This window comes from Sulfolobales archaeon (genome assembly GCA_038897115.1).
Taxonomy (GTDB): Archaea; Thermoproteota; Thermoprotei_A; order Sulfolobales; family AG1; genus AG1.
Window position 1 is genome coordinate 1 of the sequence record JAWAXC010000052.1, and the last position, 16083, is coordinate 16083.

General features: G+C 44.8%; 17 protein-coding genes. 12 read left to right on the top strand and 5 right to left on the bottom strand.

Annotated elements, in window-relative coordinates; all coding sequences use genetic code 11:
- Nucleotides 1-136 precede the first annotated feature (136 nt).
- Nucleotides 137-751 (bottom strand): 6-phospho-3-hexuloisomerase, encoded by a 615-nt coding sequence (hxlB, locus tag QXE01_07635; GenBank protein MEM4971104.1) that lies wholly within the window; start codon nucleotides 749-751, stop codon nucleotides 137-139.
- Nucleotides 752-1140: 389 nt separating this feature from the next.
- Between hxlB and menC the strand changes: the two genes are divergently transcribed.
- The 4 genes from menC (at nucleotide 1141) to hjc (ending at nucleotide 4907) form a co-directional block, all read left to right on the top strand.
- Nucleotides 1141-2253 (top strand): o-succinylbenzoate synthase, encoded by a 1113-nt coding sequence (gene menC, locus QXE01_07640; GenBank protein ID MEM4971105.1) that lies wholly within the window; start codon nucleotides 1141-1143, stop codon nucleotides 2251-2253.
- Nucleotides 2254-2267: 14 nt separating this feature from the next.
- Nucleotides 2268-2657 (top strand): 6-carboxytetrahydropterin synthase, encoded by a 390-nt coding sequence (locus QXE01_07645; GenBank protein MEM4971106.1) that lies wholly within the window; start codon nucleotides 2268-2270, stop codon nucleotides 2655-2657.
- Between the two features lie 208 nt (nucleotides 2658-2865).
- Nucleotides 2866-4422, top strand: a complete 1557-nt coding sequence (locus QXE01_07650; protein ID MEM4971107.1) for an ATPase, T2SS/T4P/T4SS family — start codon at nucleotides 2866-2868, stop codon at nucleotides 4420-4422.
- Between the two features lie 2 nt (nucleotides 4423-4424).
- The gene (gene hjc / locus QXE01_07655) at nucleotides 4425-4907 is read left to right on the top strand and encodes a Holliday junction resolvase Hjc (protein ID MEM4971108.1); all 483 of its coding nucleotides are present in this window, start codon (nucleotides 4425-4427) and stop codon (nucleotides 4905-4907) included.
- A gap of 7 nt (nucleotides 4908-4914) precedes the next feature.
- On the opposite strand, the gene QXE01_07660 is transcribed toward hjc, so the two are convergent.
- Both QXE01_07660 and QXE01_07665 read right to left on the bottom strand, forming a co-directional pair.
- Nucleotides 4915-6006 carry a methylenetetrahydrofolate reductase C-terminal domain-containing protein gene (locus tag QXE01_07660; protein MEM4971109.1) on the bottom strand — a complete coding sequence of 364 codons (1092 nt, stop codon included), beginning with the start codon at nucleotides 6004-6006 and terminating at the stop codon, nucleotides 4915-4917.
- Between the two features lie 102 nt (nucleotides 6007-6108).
- Complete coding sequence (locus QXE01_07665; GenBank protein ID MEM4971110.1) at nucleotides 6109-6822, bottom strand: aspartate/glutamate racemase family protein; 714 nt, start codon at nucleotides 6820-6822, stop codon at nucleotides 6109-6111.
- 73 nt (nucleotides 6823-6895) lie between these two features.
- Between QXE01_07665 and QXE01_07670 the strand changes: the two genes are divergently transcribed.
- The 8 genes from QXE01_07670 (at nucleotide 6896) to QXE01_07705 (ending at nucleotide 14255) form a co-directional block, all read left to right on the top strand.
- Nucleotides 6896-8197: an ABC transporter substrate-binding protein gene (locus QXE01_07670; GenBank protein ID MEM4971111.1), complete on the top strand. Its 1302-nt coding sequence runs from the start codon at nucleotides 6896-6898 to the stop codon at nucleotides 8195-8197.
- 16 nt (nucleotides 8198-8213) lie between these two features.
- Entirely contained in the window at nucleotides 8214-9086 is an 873-nt protein-coding gene (locus tag QXE01_07675; protein ID MEM4971112.1) for a branched-chain amino acid ABC transporter permease, read from the top strand.
- Nucleotides 9087-9092: 6 nt separating this feature from the next.
- A complete protein-coding gene (locus tag QXE01_07680) occupies nucleotides 9093-10070 on the top strand; it encodes a branched-chain amino acid ABC transporter permease (GenBank protein MEM4971113.1) in 978 nt (325 codons plus the stop codon).
- Nucleotides 10070-10810, top strand: a complete 741-nt coding sequence (locus QXE01_07685; protein ID MEM4971114.1) for an ABC transporter ATP-binding protein — start codon at nucleotides 10070-10072, stop codon at nucleotides 10808-10810. The genes QXE01_07680 and QXE01_07685 overlap by 1 nt, the downstream gene beginning before the upstream one ends.
- A 2-nt stretch (nucleotides 10811-10812) precedes the next feature.
- Nucleotides 10813-11538, top strand: coding sequence for an ABC transporter ATP-binding protein (locus tag QXE01_07690; protein MEM4971115.1), 726 nt, complete (start codon nucleotides 10813-10815; stop codon nucleotides 11536-11538).
- Nucleotides 11539-11607: 69 nt separating this feature from the next.
- Nucleotides 11608-12309 carry a 16S rRNA methyltransferase gene (locus QXE01_07695; protein MEM4971116.1) on the top strand — a complete coding sequence of 234 codons (702 nt, stop codon included), beginning with the start codon at nucleotides 11608-11610 and terminating at the stop codon, nucleotides 12307-12309.
- Between the two features lie 39 nt (nucleotides 12310-12348).
- A complete protein-coding gene (mvk, locus tag QXE01_07700; protein ID MEM4971117.1) occupies nucleotides 12349-13365 on the top strand; it encodes a mevalonate kinase in 1017 nt (338 codons plus the stop codon).
- A 164-nt stretch (nucleotides 13366-13529) separates the two neighbouring features.
- Nucleotides 13530-14255, top strand: coding sequence for a MoaD family protein (locus tag QXE01_07705; protein MEM4971118.1), 726 nt, complete (start codon nucleotides 13530-13532; stop codon nucleotides 14253-14255).
- Nucleotides 14256-14296: 41 nt separating this feature from the next.
- Here the strand turns inward: QXE01_07705 and QXE01_07710 are convergent, their stop codons facing one another.
- Together QXE01_07710 and QXE01_07715 are read right to left on the bottom strand one after the other, a co-directional pair.
- Nucleotides 14297-15655 carry an ABC transporter permease subunit gene (locus QXE01_07710; protein MEM4971119.1) on the bottom strand — a complete coding sequence of 453 codons (1359 nt, stop codon included), beginning with the start codon at nucleotides 15653-15655 and terminating at the stop codon, nucleotides 14297-14299.
- Nucleotides 15636-16083: ATP-binding cassette domain-containing protein (locus QXE01_07715; GenBank protein ID MEM4971120.1), on the bottom strand; the 448-nt coding region annotated here is incomplete at its 5' end. The genes QXE01_07715 and QXE01_07710, both read right to left, overlap by 20 nt.

Genomic DNA, 16083 nt, shown 5'->3' on the forward strand with positions numbered 1-16083 from the left:
CCTTATATTATCCTCGCTTATCTCCTTCCCAGCTGAGTGTAGGAGTAGTGTGGCGTAGACGTATTCGATATCGATTCACCTATAGATATATTGCCTAGTAGGGATATAAGCGTTGCCCCGAGAATGAAGAGCATGGTCATATCTCGATATTTGCATGTCTCTTCTCAAGATCCTCTTCCTTAAGGCCTAGCCTCTCCATAAGCTCCACCACAAGCCCGTCGAGGAACACCATAGCCGTGTCTTCGAAGAGAGTTCCGAGGGGTGCCAGCGGCTCGTGAATCCCTAGGATCTGTCTCATGAAGTAGTCTTCCTCACGCGCAATCTTGGTTCTCCCAGGAACCACGACGACTACCTCGCATAGCTGTGCTAACGGAGAGTCGGGGAAAGAGGTTATCCCTAGGATCCTAGCACCAACTGTTTTAGCTGCTTCAGCAGCTGTAACTATAAGCTTTGTCCTGCCAGAGCCGCTAATAGCTATCACGAGATCCCCCTTACCTATTGGGGGTACAATGGTATCTCCAAGCACATTAACCTGGTAGCCTAGATGGAGGAGCCTCATAGCGAAAGCCCTGCCAACAAGACCGCTTCTCCCAGCCCCCATAACAAGAACCTTCTTCTTTTCCCTATAGGTCTCGATTAATAGGGAGACTGCTTTAGATACCTGCTCACTCGATATTTTCGAGGCCGCTTCTAATATATAGCTTGCTATACTTATCATAGATTTTCTAAATGTTTCAGTATTGCTATTCAAAAAACCCTGAGACGTAACACCCCTAGCGGGGTTACCCACAGCTTCCCTATATATTGATACCATTGGCTCCTTATATATAGATTAGGCTTTTATGCCAGGGTTTTATCGTGATTGATATAAAAGCGAACCCCCTGATCTAGCTAGAATGAAAAACATGCTAGATAATTCAGCGGAGATCGGTATAGCCTTGATTAGAAAAAATATCTATAGCCGTTGAGATCCGCTAAAATATATAAACACCCTTGGTGAAGCTATAGCAAGAGAGCTTAGGAATATTATTGATGAGGTTGGATGTCGCTCCTAGACTATAATAGCTGTTCTAGGAGGAATGGTGCTATGAGATCGGCTAGATATTAGTCTCTTCTAGTAAATCTATTCGTGGTGATTAGATGAGGATCAGGAGGGTAGCTATGTTTCATGTTGCCATGCCTCTGAAAGACCCCTTTGAAACGAGTTTTGGCAGAAGTGTATATAGACATGGAATCCTGGTAACTATAGAAGATGCCTCTGGAGAGGTTGGCTGGGGCGAGGTTGTTGCTGATGAGGGTCCTTGGTATAGCTATGAGACTGTTGAAACAGCTTGGCATGTGATCAGGGATTTCATTGCACCAAGGATAAAGGGTTTGGAGATCGATGATCCGCAGTCCTTCTGGGGGCTTGATGTGGTTAGAAGGATAAGGGGGCATAACATGGCTAAGGCAGGTGTTGAGGAGGCTCTATGGGATCTATGGTCTAGGATGAGATCACAGCCCCTCTGGAGGGTTATAGGGGGTGTGAGGGATAGGATATCCTCTGGTGTTAGCATAGGGATCCAGGAGTCTCCTGAGAAGCTTGTTAAGGTGGTTCAATACTACCTTGAAAAGGGGTATCAGAGGATCAAGATAAAGATCAAACCAGGCTATGATTTAGAACCCGTAGCAGCTATCAGGAGAGAGTATCCAGATATAATGCTAAGTGTTGATGCAAACGCAGCCTATACCCTTGAAGATGCTGAGCATCTTAGAAAGCTTGATCGCTACTCGCTTCTTATGATCGAGCAGCCCCTACACTACGAAGATCTAGTGGATCATGCTGAACTAGCAAAGATCCTGGAAACCCCTATATGTCTTGATGAGAGCATAAAGGATCCCCATGTAGCGAGATCAGCAATAAGGATCGGAGCGGCCGAGATAATCAATATAAAACCTGGGAGGGTCGGTGGTATAGCACCATCGAAAGAGATACACGATATAGCTGAGAAAGCAGGGATCCCTGTATGGATAGGCGGTATGTTAGAGACTGGTGTTGGAAGGGGTGTCCAGGTGGCTCTAGCGACTCTTCGAAATGTAAGGCTTCCAAACGATATATCAGCTAGCGAGAGGTACTATGAAGAAGATATAGTGGAGCCCCCATGGATCCTCCAGAAGGGAGGCTATATCGAAGCCCCGAATAAACCCGGTCTAGGGGTTGAGGTTGTTGAGAAGAAGATGTTGAAATATACTGTGAAGCATATAGCGATATAGCTGGGGATGGATGTATGAGGACATGTATAAGCGTGAGAACATCCTTTATAGCAGGGCATAAGGTGCCTGAGAGTCTTAGCTCTAAATGTTCAAAGATACATGGTCATAACTATATAGTTAGGGTTAGGGTGTGTAGGGATGGGGAGATACCATGGGTTATGGATCTAGATGAGCTGAATAGGGCTGTGGAGAAGCTTCTAGAACCCCTTGATCACTCATATATATTAGCTGAAGGACAGGAGGAGATCGAGGGTGCTAAGAATGTTAGACTACCTATAAAGATAGCTTCCGCGGAGGAGCTATCTAGATGGATCTATGAATCCCTAGTTAAAATGGGTATAGAGAAGGTAGCAGAGGTTGAGGTATGTGAAACAGAGAACTACTGTGCATCCTATGGGATATAGATGTTCTAGAGAGATCCTTATCCCTGGGATCATCGATTCCATGTTGCTTTATAGCTTATAATTCTCACAAAAGATATATACAAGGTGGATGTTAGAATAGGGGGCAATCGCCTGGCTATAGATATGGATGTCTCTAGAGGAGATCGCTCTATGCCCATAAGTTATTCAAAGATCTGCTTGTGCCGAGCATATGGGGGAGTAGTAGGGCATGGCTAGAATAGCTTTTGAAGAGATATATGTTGTGGATCCCTCTGCGCTAATGGAGGAGGGCGTCTCAAGACTAGTTGAAGATGGTGTAATTAGGGGAAAGATCCATGTGATAATACCGGTGATAGAAGAGCTTGTCAGGCTTGCCAGAGAGGGTAACACTATAGCTAGTGCCGGGTTAGAAGAGATATCGAGGCTTAGAAAACTCTCTAACAACGGTCTTGTAGAGCTGGCTATAGTTGACTATCCAAGGGTAAGATCTGATCAGGGTATAGATCAGCTTGTAAGGAGATACGCCTATGAAGTAGGCGGCAAGATAATAACAGCTGATCCTATACAGGCCTCTGCATCAAGGGCTATGGGCATTGATGTGATAGAGGTGAGGAAGAAATACTCAGGCCTCTCGATCGAGAGCTTCTTTGATAGCGAGACCATGTCTGTACATCTAAAGGAGGGAGCTCCTCCAAGGGCTAAGAAGGGCTTCCCAGGCAATTGGTATTTCGTCAGACTGAAGGAGGAGCCTATGACTAGGGAGGAGGTTGAGAGGATCGCTAGGGAGATCCTCGAGGCTGCTCAGAGCCCAGGTAATGGGGGGTTTATAGAGAGTAACAGGCTTGGATCTACGATAGTTCAGCTGGGATCTTATAGGATCATCATAGTGAGGCCTCCTCTGGGGGATGGATATGAGATCACAATTACAAGGCCTATTGCGAGACCAAGGCTCGAGGATTATAGGTTGCCTGAGAAGCTCTTGAAGAGATTGTTGGAGAAGGCTGAGGGGATACTCATAGCAGGATCCCCGGGAATGGGTAAAACCACATTTGCACAGGCTTTGGCGGAGTTCTATATGAGGATGGGAAGGGTTGTGAAAACAATTGAGAGCCCGAGGGATATGAGGCTTCCTAAAGAGGCATCTCAATATTCGAAGGTATATGCTGATTCAGAGGAGCTACACGATATACTGCTTCTAAGCAGGCCTGACTATACCTTCTTCGATGAGATGAGGGATGATAGGGATTTCAACCTCTACATAGATCTAAGACTTGCTGGGATAGGTATGGTGGGGGTTGTGCATGCAGCCTCACCGATAGATGCTATACAAAGGCTCTTAAGAAGAGTTGATCTAGGTATGATACCAAGTATAGTAGATACTGTTATATATATCAGCAGAGGTAATGTTGAAAAGGTATATGAGGTTAGCATGACCGTGAAGCTCCCAACAGGTCTTAGAGAGGCTGAGCTAGCCAGGCCTGTTGTTGAGGTGAGGGACTTCCTAACTGGGGAGCTGGAGTATGAGATATACACATTTGGAGAACAAACAGTCGTGGTTCCTGTGAAGAGGCTTAGGCCAGGCTATAGAGGGGGTTCTATAGAGTCGAGGGTTATAGATGAGATAAGCAGGGCAATACCAGGTGCTACGGCATCTCTAGAGGGTGACACACTGTGGATTATAGTGAATAGGGATAACGCTATTAACGCTGGGAAGAAGTTTCTGAAGCTTAAGAAAAAGCTTGAGAGGCAATATGGTGTCAGCGTTAGATTAAAGGTGGAGGAGTAGCTTTGGAGAGCAGGAAAGCCGCTCCCAAGAGGGGTAGGGCTGGAGTACAGCAGGAGAGGGATCTAGCTCTAAGGCTATGGGAGATGGGCTTCGCGGTTATAAGGGGCCCTGCGAGCGGGGCTAAGGCCAAGAGGATCTTATATCCAGATCTAGTTGCAATAAGATCAGGATCTATATATATATTCGAGGTTAAGACAAGGGTGAGGGAAGAGCCTATATATATTGAGAAGAACCAGGTTGAGAAGCTCTTAGAATTCGCAAGAAGATCTGGTGGGAAGGCCTTCATAGCAGTTAAGATTGTGGGATCCTCTGGCTGGAAGCTGGTTCCAATAGAGATGTTAAAGCCCACGAGGGGAGGGAATTATAAGATCGATGAAGAAGATCTCTCCAAGGCCCTCACACTTAAAGATATCCATGCAGAGGTTCTCAGGGCTAAGAGGCTTGACGAGTTTATAGGGGATAGAGGTAGCGGTGATAAGGGGTAGGAGATGTTTATCCAACTACGCCTCTAACAACCTTGGCTATCTCAACACCTAGCCTGTGATCTCCGAATGCTGATATGTAGTAGGAGCTATGGTTTATCTCCCTAACGATCCTCTCTATTATATCTAGATTAGCCTTGGTAAGAGCTTCTCTATCGATCTTATCCTTCTTAAGCTCTACCAAGATCTTCTCCGGGATCTTTATACCGACTTTGCTCTGGAAGAACTGCATTATCTTTCTACTAGTAATAGGTATGATCCCAATCATAATTGGGATCTCAGCTGGGTTTCTAACCCTCTCCCCCAAAGATCTCTGGAAAATCCTGTATCTCTCAACATTGAACACGGGCTGGGTTATGAAGAGCTCTGCCCCTGCATCCATTTTAACCCTGATCTTAAGGATCTCTGGCTTTAAAGGCTCGGCGTTTATGTTAACAGAAGCAGCTATGATCATACCTTCACCGCCAATCCCAACCCTCCTCCCCATATGATCTATACCTAGGTCAAGAACAAGCCTAGCTAGATATATCAGCCTTGGTGCATCTAGATCCCACACGCCTTTCTCACCAACCTGGAGATCCCCCGTCGTGGCTACAATAGCGTCTAGCCCTGCTAGCGATGCTGCCAGCACATCTGAAACCACCTGGTTTCTATCCCTATTCCTCGCTGTTATCTGCATACTTACATGCAAAGATCTATAGCTATTCTTCGCAATCATAGCATATGGAAGGGAACTCGGTATTGGATATCCACCTGGGTTATCAACGAAATCCACACCATGATATATATTTGCTATCTCTCTAAGCTCTTCAACCAAAGCACTTGGGCTTGTATAGGGCTTAGGCGTGTATTCATATATAATAGCTGTCCTACCAGATAATATCCTCTCAACAACCCCCCTAGCCCTCTTGGCAACAGGTCTATAACCTGAGACCCTAAATCCTGGATCTAGCTTTAACTGGAACATCTTATCAATAGTCCCCCTCTTTAGAGCTGAATAATAGGCTAGAATCCACACACACTTCAGCCTATCATCCTCACACACAACATCCCTATACCCCCCACAAGGGCCATTGATCATCCTCTTTGGGCAGGTATTCATCTTAACACTCTATATCTACATATCAAAGTAATATATATTTAGCAAAATAGATCCCTAGATTTTAGAAATTATGGTTGAAAGCCTGCCTCCTAGGGCAGGAGGTCAGACTATTGTTAATAACCTCCCATATCCCTGGATCTTATCCTTGATACCGACTTTCCTCAAAACCGCCCATAGAGAGGCTTGGTTACTTGTGACAACCGGGACACCGAGATCTTTTTCTAATATCTCTATAACTTCTATTGTTCTCAAATTGGTGCAGCTTATAAAGAGTCCTTCGGCTTTATCGCTATATACAGCTCTTGCGAATCTATAGACATCCCATGGATCTATTCTCCCTATATCAGTATTCTTTATAATACCCATCCCCTTGATAGAGATTACCTCGATACCGTGTGCCTCAAGAAATCTCTTTTCCTCCTCGTTAACCTCATCTATATAAGGTGTTGCGATAGAGATCCTCTTCACCCCTAACGCCTCCAACGCCTCTATAACAGCGGTAGCAGTAGTTACAACTGGTTTTCCTGTAGCTTCTTGGATCTTACTAGCTATAGCCCTATCAAATCCAGGGCCTCCAACCAGGCTTCCACTTGTGCATCCATATAAAATTATATCCACATCTGCATCTGCCAACTCTTTAGAAGCCCTTATAGAGTGTTTCTCCATCTCTAAGAGAGAAGCCCTAGTAACCTCCTTTAAAGGAATTCTCGAGGTATGGATAGAAACACCAGGAGGGGCCATTCTATGTAGCTCTGGCTCCATCGTAGTATTAGAAGAAGGGACTATAAGCCCTATTCTCGCCCTCCAACCATACATAGCTACTCACAATAATTATTATAATTATTAAAAATATAAGTTAAATATTATAAGACTTTAGTGGGGGATAAATGTGAGAGGTATTTCAAGAAATATCATTATAATATCTTTAATAGCAATAATAATTCTTGCAGGTATAGCAACATATCTAGTAATATCAACCCAGAGACCAGCCCCTGTGCAGAGAGTTTCAGAGATTAAGGTAGGGATAATTCAGCCCCTTTCAGGAGGTCTTAGCACTATTGGGAAGTATAACCTGTGGGGAGCACAATTTGCTGTTGACGAGATCAACTCGAGAGGAGGTATTAAGAGTCTAGGTGGAGCTAAAATCACCCTTGTGGTTGGCGATAGTGCAGGCGATCCCTCTACAGCTGCTAGAGAGGCTGAAAGGCTAATTGCTGTTGAGAATGTAGTAGCTATTATAGGGGCATATGCAAGCTCCAATACTAAGACTGTCAGCGATGTTTGTGAGAGACTTAAAACTCCCTGTCTTAACGGAGACTCTTCATCACCTGCACTTACTAGAAGAGGCCTTCAATGGTTTTTCAGGACAACGGGTGACGATGATTTATTCTCGATGCAACATGCAGAGTTCCTCAAATATCTAAACTCAACAAAGCCTGGATCTATAAGGACTGTCGCGATCCTCTATGAAGATAGCGAGTTCGGCTCTGCAACCGCTGAGGCCTGGAAAAAGTATATGGAGCAGGCAGGGTTTAAGGTAGTGGAGTCTATATCGTTTAGAAGTGGAACCCCAACACTTGATTCCGAGATTACTAGGTTGAAAGCGGCTAATCCAGACGTGCTCTTAGTAGCGGGGTATTTATCTGATGCAATATTGATCCAAAGGACTATGAAGAAGCTTGATTTTAATCCAAAAGCTGTTCTAGCACAGGATGCTGGTTATATAAATCCATCATATATAAGTGAGGTTGGCCCTCTAGGATACTATATATTTAGTAGGGAAGTATTTAACTGGGATCTCTTCGATAAGGTTCCAGGTTTGAAGGATGTTAATGATAGGTTTAAAGCAAAATACGGGATCGATATGGACGGGAGTATAGTGAGAAACTATGTAGCTGTATGGGTTCTATACTACGCCCTAGAAGAGGCTGGTAAGAAGGCTAGCCCCTCAGATCTTCAGGCATTTAGAGAAGCTCTTAGAGACGCTCTTAGGAATATAGATATTGGGAAGGGAGTTCTACCAGTTCCATGGGATGGTGTTAAGTTTGACGAGACTGGTCAGAATATAAGGGCTAAAGGGATCATTGTCCAGATGATGCCTGATGATGGGAAATACCATACAGTGTGGCCTAAGGAATACGCTACTAGAGATCCTATATTCCCCATGCCTAGATGGTCTGAAAGGAGCTAAACCATAGGTGATCTTTTTGGCTCTATCAACTGAAACCATTATAGCCCAGGTCATTGTTGATGGTATACTCAATGGCTGTCTATACGCCATAATAGCTATAGGCTTGGCAATGATATGGGGGGTTGTGGAGATAATAAACTTCGCCCATGGAGAATTCCTAATGATCGCGGCGTTTCTCTCATATCTACTCTACATATACCTAGGGCTCGATCCGATACTCTCAATACCACTAGCATTCATAACAACATTCGCATTGGGCTATCTAGTACAAAAAACGATTATAAATAGGATATTGAATGCTCCATTTCTCTCACAAATATTCGCTACATTCGCGCTAGTATTGATCATAAGGAACGGCTTCTTCGTATCCTTCGGCCCTGATATAAGGGTTATCACCACCTGGTACTCAGAAGCTGTGATAGATATTTATGGTGTGAGGATCAGTCTTGTAAAGTTGTTAATAGCTCTTATGGCAGTTGCCTTTACCCTCATACTACAGCTCTTCCTAACTAAAACCTATCTGGGAACAGCAATAAGGGCTATAGCCCAGGATAGGGTGGCCGCGCAGCTAATGGGTGTGGATATCGAGAAGGTATATGCTATCGCCTTTGGATTAGGGGCAGGCCTAGCTGGTATAGGTGGTGCCATGTTAGCGTCTTTCTACTATATATTCCCAGAGATGGGGATCCCATTTACATTAATAGCCTTTATATCTGTCGTCCTAGGAGGATTCGGCAACATATTGGGCCCCGCAATAGGGGCCGTGATTGTGGGGCTTACACAGGGGCTCGGAGCAATTATACTTACGCCTAGCATGAAGGATATAGTTGTATATCTAGTCTTCCTAGCCCTGCTCTTAGTAAAGCCTACTGGGATTTTCTCGAGGTGATCTGTGTTGGTTATTCGAAGCCTTAGAGACATAGATCTTCTCGTTATCATAGCAGCTTTCTCACTCCTAACTATACTGCCTACTATATATTCAAATTATTTCTTCGTAAACTCATTATTCCTAGCAACTATATATATGATATCCTCCACAGCTTGGAACATCATGGGAGGCTACACCGGGTTAATAAGTTTCGGGCATGCAGCATTCTTCGGCTTAGGAGCATACTCTCTTGCTATAACTTATAACGTAGGGATAAACCCTTGGATCGGTATTGTGATAGCAGGCACCATATCATCTCTCTTTGCACTCGCAATATCGCCACCGCTGCTAAGGCTGAAAAGCCATTGGTTTGCCCTAGGAACAATAGCTGTGGGGGAGGCTCTGAAGCTTTTCTTCAATAACTGGGAATATGTGGGAGGGGCTAGGGGTATAGAGCTTGCTAGAAGGGAATACACCCTCCAGTGGGTATACTTTGTAGAGCCAATATATTATAACTATGTAGCTATAGCTATAGCGTCTATATCGATAGCCTCTATGATGATCCTTATGAGGAGCAGGTTGGGTTACTATCTTCAAAGCATAAGGGAGAGTGAGGAGACAGCAATGTCGGTCGGTATAGACCCCTTTAAATATAAGATGATCGCGATGATAGCTAGCGCCTTCTTCACAGGGGTGGCAGGGGCTCTATATGCTCTTAGATATAGGTATGTAGATCCTTTCAGCACAATGGATCTATTTATATCGGTGCAGATATGCTTAGTAGCAATAGTTGGAGGTGTTTACAGCTTTTCCGGCCCTATAATAGGTGCTCTAACCATTGTACCAATAGCAGAGTATATAAGGGCAGTTATAGGGGGCTTCTATGGTGCCAGATACTTTGGTATACATCTCCTCATATACGGACTGGTGCTCCTAGCACTATCTCTCTATTCGCCAGGAGGCATTATAAGTGCGATTAAAAAAATAACGGGTGTGAGACGCTGATGAAAACTATCTTACGAGCAGAGGGTATATCCAAGAGATTTGGAGGGGTGATCGCTCTCAACAAGGTTAGCATCGAGGTGAAGGAAGGGGAGTTCCTAGGCATAATAGGGCCTAACGGGTCTGGCAAGACAACTCTTTTCAACATCATAACAGGCTTTGTAAAGCCCGATGAGGGCAGAGTTATCTATATGGGTATAGATATAACAGGTCTTCCACCCCACAGAATTGCTAGGATGGGTATTGCTAGGACGTTCCAGATTATGAGGCCCCTAGAAAATCTCTCGGTTTTCGATAACCTAGTCACCTATGCTCTGCCTAGGAGTAGGAGTAAGAAAGAGGCTGTAGAGAAGGCTGAAAGGGTTCTAAAACTGGTTGGTCTCTCCGATAAAAGGGATCTTCTTGCCCGAGATCTAAATGCTGCTGAGAAGAGAAGGTTAGAGCTTGGCAGGGCCATCATATCAGAGCCAAAGCTACTCCTGTTAGACGAGGTGTTGGCAGGCCTCAGCCCCGCTGAGATAGACAGATCTCTCGATCTTTTGGGAAGAATACATAGCATGGGGATAACGATAGTTATGATTGAGCATATTATGAGGGCTGTAATGAGGATCTGCCGGAGGATAGTGGTTCTAAACTATGGAAATATCATTGCAGAGGGCACCCCAGAGGAGGTATCGAGAGACCCAAGAGTTATAGAGGCATACCTTGGAAAACCTATAGCTGAGGGTTTTAAAGCAGGGTAGAGGTGGGTTATAGAGTGGTTGGGGATCTAGTAATAGAATCTCTTGATGTGTTCTATGGCAACGTACAGATCTTAAGAGGAGTATCGATGCATGTTAGGGAGGGAAACATAACAGCTCTTATAGGGCCTAACGGATCTGGTAAGACAACCCTTCTAAAGACGATCTCAGGTCTTCTAAAACCCCTCAAAGGATCTATAAGATACGAGGGGAAAGAGCTAACATTGCTAAAGCCACACGAGATCGTTGAACTAGGAATAGTCCATGTTCCAGAGGGGAGGAGGCTCTTTCCCAATCTAAGCGTATATGAGAATCTGAAGCTGGGCGCCTATAGCAAGAGGGCGAGGAATAGGTTTGAGGAAAACTTAGATAAGGTACTAGCCATGTTCCCCATATTGAAAGAGAGGCTTAAGCAGAAGGCAGGAACGCTGAGCGGTGGTGAGCAGCAGGTGCTAGCAATAGCGAGGGCCCTTATGGCAGAGCCAAGAGTTCTCCTCATAGATGAGCCTAGCCTGGGTTTAGCTCCTAAGGTGATCGATGCTGTTTATAAATATATATCTGATCTGAGAGAGAGAAGGATAACGATTCTTCTAGCGGAGCAAAATGCTGCGAAAGCGCTTGAGGTGTCTGACTATACATATGTGATTGAGATTGGTAGAATAGTAAAGCATGGGAGATCTTTAGAGCTCGTGGGCGACGATGAGATAAGAAAATCGTATTTGGGGCTTTAAAGCTACAATAGCTATGTTATTAAGCTAGAGCTTTTACCTAACAATAATAAATATCCTTGGCAGGTTTCTGTGGGCGATAGCGTTGGGGCTAGGATAACATATGTATTTGTTGAAGCAGCGCTCGAGCTTGTTCCGAGGGAGCTTCTAGGCTCTAGAGATGTTATTTCGAGTGCTAGGAGAAGGGGTGTAGATCCTTCTAAAATGCTTCTTGACATATCATATCACTATAGATCTATGAGAAGGTATCTAGCAGATTGGTATAAAAGGGGTAGGCCTGATATTATACATACATCTCTCCTAATCCTTTCATCATCCCCCCTCTGGTCTCGAGGCTTGATCGATGCTGTTGTTGAGACAAGGCATGGGCTTATATTTGTGAGGAGCGGGGTTAGGATCCCTAGGAACTACAATAGATTTGTTGGCTTGATGGAGCAGGTGTTGGTCGAGGGCTCTGCACCTCCTGGTAGTGAGAACCCCCTTATATATCTTGTGAAGAAGGATCTCCTAGAATATATTGAGGAGCAGCCTCTAGAATATATAGTTCTTCTTGATGAGAAGGGGAGGAGGGAGGATCCTACTAGCCTATGTAGGAGGATAGCTATGGCGAGGAGATCCGCGATCCTTATTGGAGGGTTCCAGCGGGGAGAGTTCTCCGAGAGGATCTTATCGAGGGGTTTCGAAAGGATCTCTATATATGATGAGAGCCTCGACACATGGGCTGTTGTTTGTAAGATAAACTCGATATTGGAGAGCCTCCTCGGAGTATTCTAGCTCTAATAAGCCCCCCACTAAATATCTATGGGCAATCAAATGGCTGGGAAATGTGTAAGGATACATGTACCGCTAAAGGTAACTATAACGGGAGAGCACGCGGTAGTATATGGCTATCCAGCCCTTGTAGCTGCTATTGATAAAAAGATAGCTATTAAGATGTGTATAAGATCCGATAGGGAGATCAGGGTTATCAGTAGGGGAGCCTCGGCTATTGGTGATATATCCCTCATATGCTCTGGGGAAAGCTGTAGGGGTGAGATCTCTCCAGGCTATGTTGAGAGGCTCTTCTCATATGTATTAAAAGCTATAGAGATATCCTCGAAGACCTTCGAAGATCTCGGGGGCCTCGATATAGAGATATCCTCAGGCGTCCCCGTTGGTGCTGGGCTAGGAACTTCAGCAGCGATCTCAGCCGGGGTGGTGGCTGGATATGCATATCTAGCCAAAAGATCTATTGGAGGAAGGGATATAGCATCGATTGCGAGGAAGGTAGAAGTGGAGGTTCAGGGAGCAGCGTCGCCTATGGATACAGGTGCGGTCTCCCTAGGCGGTGTGCTCCTCGTAAAACCCCTCGAGGCAGAGGTATTCAGGAGGGTTGAGCCGAAGAAGGCATTTGAGATCCTCGTAGCGATAACCCCTAAGAAGAGAAGCACTAGAGAGACGGTCTCGATGGTTAGAAATCTATATAGTAGGTGGAAATCCATAGTAGATCATCTGATGAAGGCGATAGGAGAGATCAGCGAGGAAGCCTCAAAAGCTATTGAGGAAGGGGATTTAAAGGCACTTGGCGAGCTAATGAATATTAACCACAATATATTAAGAGCCCTCGGAATAGTGGATCGTGAGAGCGAGCATATAGCAGATATAATGAGAGCAGCAGGCCTAGAAGGGGTTAAGATAAGCGGTGGAGGCTGGGGTGGGGCTGTAATAGGGATCTCTAGAGAGAGGGCTAGGCTGGAGCAAGCGTTAAACTCGCTAGCAGAGGCAGGGTATATGGCCTTCATATCTTCGATAGATTCTAGGGGTATAGAGTATATGGAGAATTCCAGGTAATCATTACAATTATACAAGCCAGCAATTTTCTCTATAGAAGGTCTAAACCATATTAGCTCCTTCCTCGATAGGGTATAGAGGATCTGCTTAGCTCCAGGGCTATCTATTTCGGCCTCCCATATATTTTCCACTATGCTATGAATATTTGGTGGAATAGGCTGAGGGTGAGTATAAGGCTCTATGCAGTATTAAGAGATCTATATGGGGTCGATAAAGATATAATCGAGATCCCTGAGGGCTCCACCGTTAGAGATCTCCTAAAGATACTTAGTAAGAGGAGCAAGGCTCTAGAGGATTTTATGGAGAAGAGGCTCTCATCTATAATCACCCTTGTTAATGGTCTATACGCTCCACAGGATCAAAAGCTGAGGGAGGGGGATGTCGTAGATCTTCTCCCACCGGCTTCTGGCGGATGCAATGATCTTAGAATAGTGTCTAGGGATGGGATGCCAAGCCTCAAAGAGATCGTAGAGGATGCCGAGAAACATGCTGAGGAGGAGGGGTTGGGAGCATTGCTAATCTATGTGGGGATTGTTAAAAGCCCTGTTGATGGTGCTAAGGTTGATAGCCTATACTATGAGGTTCACAGGGAATATACCTCGAAAAGGTTTGAAGAGATCTCCCAGGAGATTAGGAGGCGATATGGTGTGAAATATGTGAGGATATACCATGTAGAGGGGCTTCTAAGGCCTGGAGACCCGGCTATGATCATATCTATACAGGGGGTGGGTAGGAAGGAGGTGTTAGAGGCTATGAAGGAGGCTATAGAGCTTGTGAAACACACAACAGGTATATGGAAGCTTGAGAAGAGGGAGGATGGGGAATACTGGGTTCTAGGCGATGGTGAAAGGATTTCTAGGATCAGCATTGTTTCTAGGGATAGCCGGTGATAAAACCCCTCATCTTAGAATTTCTCTTGGAATAGCTATTGCTATCTAGATCTTCTAAATATTGCTAGACCCTTTCTAATCCTCTCCAGCTTCTCAATACTTAGAGCCTTTCCAGCTATAGCTGTTATCACTATCGCCTCTAACCCAGAGATGGCTAGATAGATATATATGTCGGGCGAGCTATATCCCTCTAGCATCGCTATCCTTGAATAGAATGGAAGACCCGTTAATGGGTTTGAGAGCAGCACCTGGGCCGGGAGTGATGATGGATCTATGAACCCCATTGCTAGCCATAGGATCACAAGGGCAGGTGTGATGCTCCCAGAAACTGTGTTGGCCATCCTCACATCGCTACTAGCACCTCCAATCACTATTCCTATAATACCTGCTAGGAGGATCGCCTCCAAAGCATATATCACCATCACTATAATCGTTTGGGGTGATGGTGATATTAAATCATATATACTCTGTATCTTCACATCATGTAAATAGCTATATATAATCTGTGGAGGCACCCCCGTATATTGAGTGGCTAGCCCCTGCGAAATATTTGGTTTCAAGGTTTCGAGAGATGTTATGCTGGATGCTAGCATTCTGGTATATAGAAGCAGGCCGAGACCAAACCCGACTAGGGATAATAATCCTATGAATCCCGATGCTGCTAGCTTAGCTAATACAATGTCTCTTCTCGGTATTGGCATTGATAGAAGAACCTCTAAGGTCTTCTCCTCATTCTCCACAGCCATAGATACTGAGCTGTATTGTAGAATAGATATTGAGATCATGAGGAATATCAGTGGAATCATTATTGGGATAAATGCTAGCATGAATATCTGGTTAGCGTCGAGCAATGTTATAACGGCATTCCTCTCCTGAATATATGGTATGGAGTAGACTATAGAGGGATATATAAGGGTTGGGAGTATCGAGGTTAGGTTCTCCATCCTAGCCACGTAGATCCTAGATGCATCTATAATAGCCTGCTCTATTCTAGATAATATCCCCTGCCCCATGGATAGGCTTGCGAGATCTGTTTTATAGAATATATATGCCTCAACCCTACCGCCACGGGCAAGATTCTCTATAGATGATGCATTTATAACTATAAGTACATCTGCCTTTCTAGGGAAGGCGTCTTCTCTATCGATATAGGATATGTTGTAGCTCATCATAGATGCCCTGAGAATCTCTAGGAAGTCTCCAGCACTGCTTTGATCGCCGATCACAGCTACTTGGGCGAGGACTTGTTTAGCATATCCCTGGGAGATCTGGGTTGATATGGAGATGTTCTGGATCACACCTATTATGGGGAGGATCAGGAATCCTATTAAAACCGGAATCCAAATCCTAGGATCCCTAATAAGATCCTTTATCTCCTTCTCAACCAGAGCCCTTAGCATCCCCACCACCTGAGATAAGCCTTACAAAGGCGTCCTCAAGGTTCTTAGCCCCTACGGCCCTTATGATCTCCTCTATATACCCCTCAGAAACTATGGATCCCCTATCTATTATTGCAACCCTCTCACATAGATCCTCTGCCTCGGCCATCTCATGGGTAGATAGAAGCACGGTTATACCATAGCTCTTAGAATATCTTTTTATAATGTTTCTAAGCTCCACCTTCTGCACAGGATCTAAACCTGCTGTGGGCTCATCTAATATAGCGACTCTTGGGAGGATCATAAGGGCCCTAGCAACCTGGATCCTCCTCTTCATACCCTTCGAATATTGCTTCATAGGCCTCCTAAGATCTTTTTCAGAGAGGCCAGAGATCTTAACCCCCCTTTCAAGGGCCTCTCCAAACCCTCCTCTATAGTATATCTTGGCA

Bases quoted from the DNA above. Each gene is read 5' to 3' on its own strand.
- QXE01_07645 (MEM4971106.1), top strand. From the start codon at position 2,268: ATGAGGACATGTATAAGCGTGAGAACATCCTTTATAGCAGGGCATAAG.
- QXE01_07660 (MEM4971109.1), bottom strand. From the start codon at position 6,006: ATGAATACCTGCCCAAAGAGGATGATCAATGGCCCTTGTGGGGGGTAT.
- mvk (MEM4971117.1), top strand. From the start codon at position 12,349: ATGGCTGGGAAATGTGTAAGGATACATGTACCGCTAAAGGTAACTATA.
- menC (MEM4971105.1), top strand. From the start codon at position 1,141: ATGAGGATCAGGAGGGTAGCTATGTTTCATGTTGCCATGCCTCTGAAA.
- QXE01_07685 (MEM4971114.1), top strand. From the start codon at position 10,070: ATGAAAACTATCTTACGAGCAGAGGGTATATCCAAGAGATTTGGAGGG.
- QXE01_07650 (MEM4971107.1), top strand. From the start codon at position 2,866: ATGGCTAGAATAGCTTTTGAAGAGATATATGTTGTGGATCCCTCTGCG.
- QXE01_07665 (MEM4971110.1), bottom strand. From the start codon at position 6,822: ATGTATGGTTGGAGGGCGAGAATAGGGCTTATAGTCCCTTCTTCTAAT.
- QXE01_07710 (MEM4971119.1), bottom strand. From the start codon at position 15,655: ATGCTAAGGGCTCTGGTTGAGAAGGAGATAAAGGATCTTATTAGGGAT.